The sequence below is a fragment of the Pseudomonas sp. PS02303 genome (assembly GCF_029959925.1).
Lineage (GTDB): Bacteria > Pseudomonadota > Gammaproteobacteria > Pseudomonadales > Pseudomonadaceae > Aquipseudomonas > Aquipseudomonas mandelii.
On sequence record NZ_JASCOM010000355.1, the window covers coordinates 1 to 4816 of the forward strand.

Here is a 4816-nt window from a genome sequence, read left to right on the forward strand (position 1 = left end):
GCCTCGCTCCCACAGGTGATATGCCGTTCACACAAGAGTGGAACGCCACATGCCCCTGTAGGAGCGAGGCTTGCCCGCGAAGACTATTTCAGCGACGACTCAACGAAACCGGTCAACCTCTTGGCGCAAGTCCGCCGCCAGCTTCTCCAGCTCTTTGGCGGTCACGGCCAGGTTCGACACCACTTCCCTCTGCTCGCTGTTTGCCAACGCAATGCTTTGCAGGTTGCTGCTGAGCAAGGTCGCGGTGCTGCTCTGCTCCTGAGTCGCTGTGGTAATCGCCGCAAATTGCTGGCCCGCCGAACGGCTCTGTTCATCGATCCGCGCCAGGGCCGAGGCCACGTTGGCATTGCGTGACAAGCCTTCCTGCATCAGCACATTGCCCTGTTCCATGGTGCTGATCGCATTGCCGGTTTCCTGCTGGATGCTTTGAATCATCCCGGAAATTTCGTCAGTGGCCTGACGTGTACGCGAAGCCAGGTTGCGTACCTCGTCGGCCACCACCGCAAAACCACGACCTTGCTCACCGGCGCGGGCCGCTTCGATGGCCGCGTTCAGCGCCAGCAGGTTGGTTTGATCGGCGATCGAGGTAATCACTCCGACGATGCCGCCGATTTCCTGGGAGCGCTGACCCAAGGTATTGATCACGATGGCGGTGCTGTTCAAGGCGCCAGCGATTTGCTCCAGCGACGAGGACGCCTCGTCCATCGAGGTACGACCGATCTGGGTTTGCTGTGCGTTTTCCTGCGCCAGACGCTGGGTGCTGCCCATGTTGTCGGCAATGTTCAGCGAGGTTGCGCTGAATTCTTCCACGGCACCGGCCATGCTGGTGATTTCGCCCGACTGCTGCTCCATCCCTTCATAGGCACCGCCGGACAGACCGGACAACGCCTGGGCACGGCTGTTGACCTCGACCGAGGCCTTGCGAATGTGCTCGACCATGGTCGACAAGGCCTGGCTCATCTGGTTGAAGGCACGGGCCAGCTGACCGATTTCGTCGTTGCTCGACACGCTCAGGCGCACGCTCAAATCACCGGCGCCCAGGGCTTCTGCCTGACGCACCAGATCACCCAGCGGCGCAAGTTTGCTGCGCAGCAGCCAGACCGCCGAGCCGACGGCGATTAACGTCGCCAGCAGACTGCCGATCGCCAGTTGAATGCCGACGCTCCAGGTCACGGCGCTGATTTCGGCTTTCGGCATGCTTGCCACCACCGACCATGGGCCGCCTTCAAACGGCACGGCCACGCTGTAGAAGTCTTCGGACTTGTCGCTCCAGAAATCACCCTTGCCCGGGGTTTTCGCCAGATCGACGATGGCCGGGACTGCTTGATCCAGCGCTTGCACACCCGCAATCGGCACCAACCACTTCTTCTGCTCATCGAGCAGCGCCAGCGAGCCGGTCTGGCCGATGCGGAAGCGTTTGAGGTTCTCAAACTGTGCGTTCTGCGCGTCGGTGTAATCGAATCCTACGAACAGCACGGCAATCACCTTACCGCTGCTGTCGCGTACAGGCGTGTACTGCGTCATGTAGGAACGGTCGAACAGCAAGGCGCGGCCGACATAACTCTGCCCCGCCATCAAGCGTGCATAGGCCGGGTGAGCGTGGTCCAGCAGGGTGCCGATGGCCCGGTTGCCGTCCTGCTTGGTCAAGGACGTGCTGACGCGGATGAAATCTTCACCGCTGCGCACAAACACCGTCGCAACGCCCGCGGTCATCTGCTTGAACTCGTCCACTTCCTTGAAGTTGTTGTTCAACACTTCGCTGCCCAGGTGCAGGCCCGGGGTCTGCGTACCCGCCACGGCCACCGGTTCGTCCGGGTACACGCTCAGGCCGGCGCTGAAGCGCTTCTCGAACAGACCGGCCAGACGCTGAGTGCTTTCACGCAACGTGCCGTGAAAGGTACTCAACTGGTCGGCCAGCAACCGGGCTTCACTGGCCAGGTGCTCTTCGCGGGTGGCGAGGTTGGCGGAGTCCAGCGAACGCAGGGCGAACACGGTACTGCCAGTGATGACGATCGCCAGTATCACGGCAAGCGCAAGACCAAGCTGTGAGGCGATCCGAGCACGAGGTTGAGACATGACAGCTCCTGGCCAAGTGACCGGATCATCCTGATCACGATGCACACTCAGCAAAATTCTAATTAGAGGAATTACAGGGAACCTGCACGAAGGTCCCACCTGCAGATTTTCGGCGGCAAACCTGAATACTTGAGTAAATAGCCGGGATATGGCTCAAGGCCTCTATTGCTGGGGCTCCATCGATTCAGCTCAAGCGTTCGACATCCGGTAAATCCATGGCCCGGACCTCCCCTTGCAGAAAGTCGCTGAGGCGGCGCAAACGTTCACCTCCCGGGCGGGTTTTCGGCCAGACGAGGTAATAATGCTCACCGCTGGCGACAGCCGTCGGCCACGGCAAACTCAGACGACCCTGCGCGACATCTTCCGCCACCATCAGCAAATCCCCCATGGACACGCCATAGCCTCGGGCCGCCGCGATCATGCCCAACTCCAGCGTGTCGAAAACTTGCCCGCCCTTGAGCGAGACCTGATCCGACAGCCCCATGCGCTCCAGCCAACTGCGCCAGTCGCGACGATCTGGCGTTGGGTGCAGCATCTCTGCGCTGACCAGGCGTGAGACGTCCCACGGCTGGTCCTTCAGCAGGTTCGGCGCGCCGACCGGGATCAGTTCTTCCGGGAACAGCAACGTCGCCTCCCAGTCCGGAGGGAAACGCCCGTTACTGAGGATGACGGCGCAGTCGAAGGGTTCGTGGTTGAAGTCCACGGTGTCGATGTCCATCCAGGCACTGGTCAATTGCACTTCGTTGCCCGGTTGCAGGTGCCGGAAGCGACTCAGGCGCGCCAGCAGCCAACGCATGGTCAACGTCGACGGGGCTTTCATGCGCAAGATGTCGTCTTCGGCGCGCAAGGTATTGCAGGCGCGTTCGAGCGCGGTGAAACCTTCACGGATGCCAGGCAGGATCAACCGCGCCGACTCGGTCAGTTGCAGGTTGCGCCCGCTGCGGTGAAACAGCCGGCAGGCGAAATGATCTTCGAGGGTACGAATGTGTCGACTGACCGCACTTTGGGTGATCGACAATTCTTCAGCGGCGCGGGTAAACGAGCTATGCCGCGCCGCCGCTTCGAATGCGCGCAGGGCATACAAGGGAGGAAGACGACGGGACATTGGGAAAGCTCCTATAGCGCTGTTCCGCCACGTTAGCAGAAACTTGCCAGCATGAGTTTGACTCATGCCACCCATCCTTTTTATCCCTTTGTGAAAACCCCGCAGAGCGCCGAGAATCGGCTCTCTCCTGTTTACTCCGATAACCGAGGCGTGATGACCATGCAGCATCCAGCACGTACCGAACTCCGGGCCATCCTGCGGCTGGCGGGGCCGTTGATTGCCTCGCAGTTGGCGCACATGCTGATGGTCCTCACCGACACCTTGATGATGGCGCGCCTGAGTCCCGAAGCGCTGGCCGGTGGCGGCCTGGGCGCGGCGACGTATTCGTTCGTGTCGATCTTCTGCATCGGCGTGATCGCAGCGGTCGGCACCCTGGTAGCGATCCGTCAGGGCGCAGGCGATATCGTCGGTGCCGCGCGCCTGACCCAGGCCGGCTTGTGGCTGGCGTGGTTGATGGCGCTGGTGGCCGGCCTGCTGCTGTGGAATCTGAAACCGGTGCTGCTGCTGTTTGGCCAGACCGAAACCAACGTCCAGGCTGCCGGGCAGTTCCTGCTGATCCTGCCGTTCGCCCTGCCCGGCTACCTGAGCTTCATGGCCCTGCGCGGTTTCACCAGCGCCATCGGCCGGGCGACCCCGGTGATGGTCATCAGCCTCGGCGGCACCGTGGCCAACTTCTTGCTCAACTACGCGTTGATCACCGGGATGTTCGGCTTGCCGAAAATGGGCCTGGTGGGCATCGGGCTGGTCACGGCGATCGTCGCCAACCTGATGGCCGTGGCGCTGGCGCTGCACATCCGTCGGCATCCGGCTTACGATGCGTATCCGCTGCGCCAGGGTCTGTCGCGGCCTAACCGCCAGTACCTGAAAGAGCTGTGGCGTCTCGGCCTGCCCATCGGCGGCACCTACGCAGTGGAAGTCGGGTTGTTTGCATTCGCTGCGCTGTGCATGGGCACCATGGGCAGTACGCAACTGGCGGCGCACCAGATCGCCCTGCAGATTGTTTCGGTGGCGTTCATGATTCCGGCGGGGCTTTCTTACGCGATCACCATGCGCATCGGCCAGCACTACGGTGCCGGGCAGTTGCTGGACGCGCGGCTGGCCGGCCGGGTGGGAATCGCCTTTGGCGCGGCGGCGATGCTGGGTTTTGCCATGGTCTTCTGGTTCCTGCCGAATCAGTTGATCGGCTTGTTCCTGGACCACAACGACCCGGCCTTTCGAGACGTCTTCAACCTGGCTGTGAGCCTGCTGGCGGTGGCGGCATGGTTCGAGCTGTTCGACGGCACCCAAACCATCGCCATGGGTTGCATCCGCGGGCTCAAGGATGCCAAGACCACGTTCCTGGTCGGACTGGGTTGCTATTGGCTGATCGGTGCGCCGGCGGCGTGGTGGATGGCGTTCAACTTGAACTGGGGGCCGACAGGCGTCTGGTGGGGATTGGCGCTGGGCCTGGCGTGCGCGGCGGTGAGCCTGACGCTGGCGTTTGAGTGGAAGATGAAAGGGATGATTCGGCGCGAGCCGTCAGTACAGCGTTTCGAAGTCCCTCAGACAGACTGAGATCCCCTGTAGGAGCGAGGCTTGCCCGCGAAGGCGTCGTGTCAGTTAACAAAGATGTCGACTGATGTGACGCCTTCGCGG

At 61.9% G+C, this 4816-nt stretch carries 3 protein-coding genes; 1 reads left to right on the forward strand and 2 read right to left on the reverse strand.

The window, feature by feature from the left end; translation table 11 throughout:
- Window positions 1–99 precede the first annotated feature (99 nt).
- Window positions 100–2076, reverse strand: a complete 1977-nt coding sequence (locus QMX98_RS32445) for a methyl-accepting chemotaxis protein (protein WP_221107765.1) — start codon at window positions 2074–2076, stop codon at window positions 100–102.
- A gap of 184 nt (window positions 2077–2260) precedes the next feature.
- The gene (locus QMX98_RS32450; RefSeq protein ID WP_282411967.1) at window positions 2261–3181 is read right to left on the reverse strand and encodes a LysR substrate-binding domain-containing protein; all 921 of its coding nucleotides are present in this window, start codon (window positions 3179–3181) and stop codon (window positions 2261–2263) included.
- A 159-nt stretch (window positions 3182–3340) separates the two neighbouring features.
- Here QMX98_RS32450 and QMX98_RS32455 point away from each other — a divergent pair, with 159 nt between their 5' ends.
- Window positions 3341–4735, forward strand: a complete 1395-nt coding sequence (locus QMX98_RS32455) for a NorM family multidrug efflux MATE transporter (RefSeq protein ID WP_042932982.1) — start codon at window positions 3341–3343, stop codon at window positions 4733–4735.
- Window positions 4736–4816 lie beyond the last annotated feature (81 nt).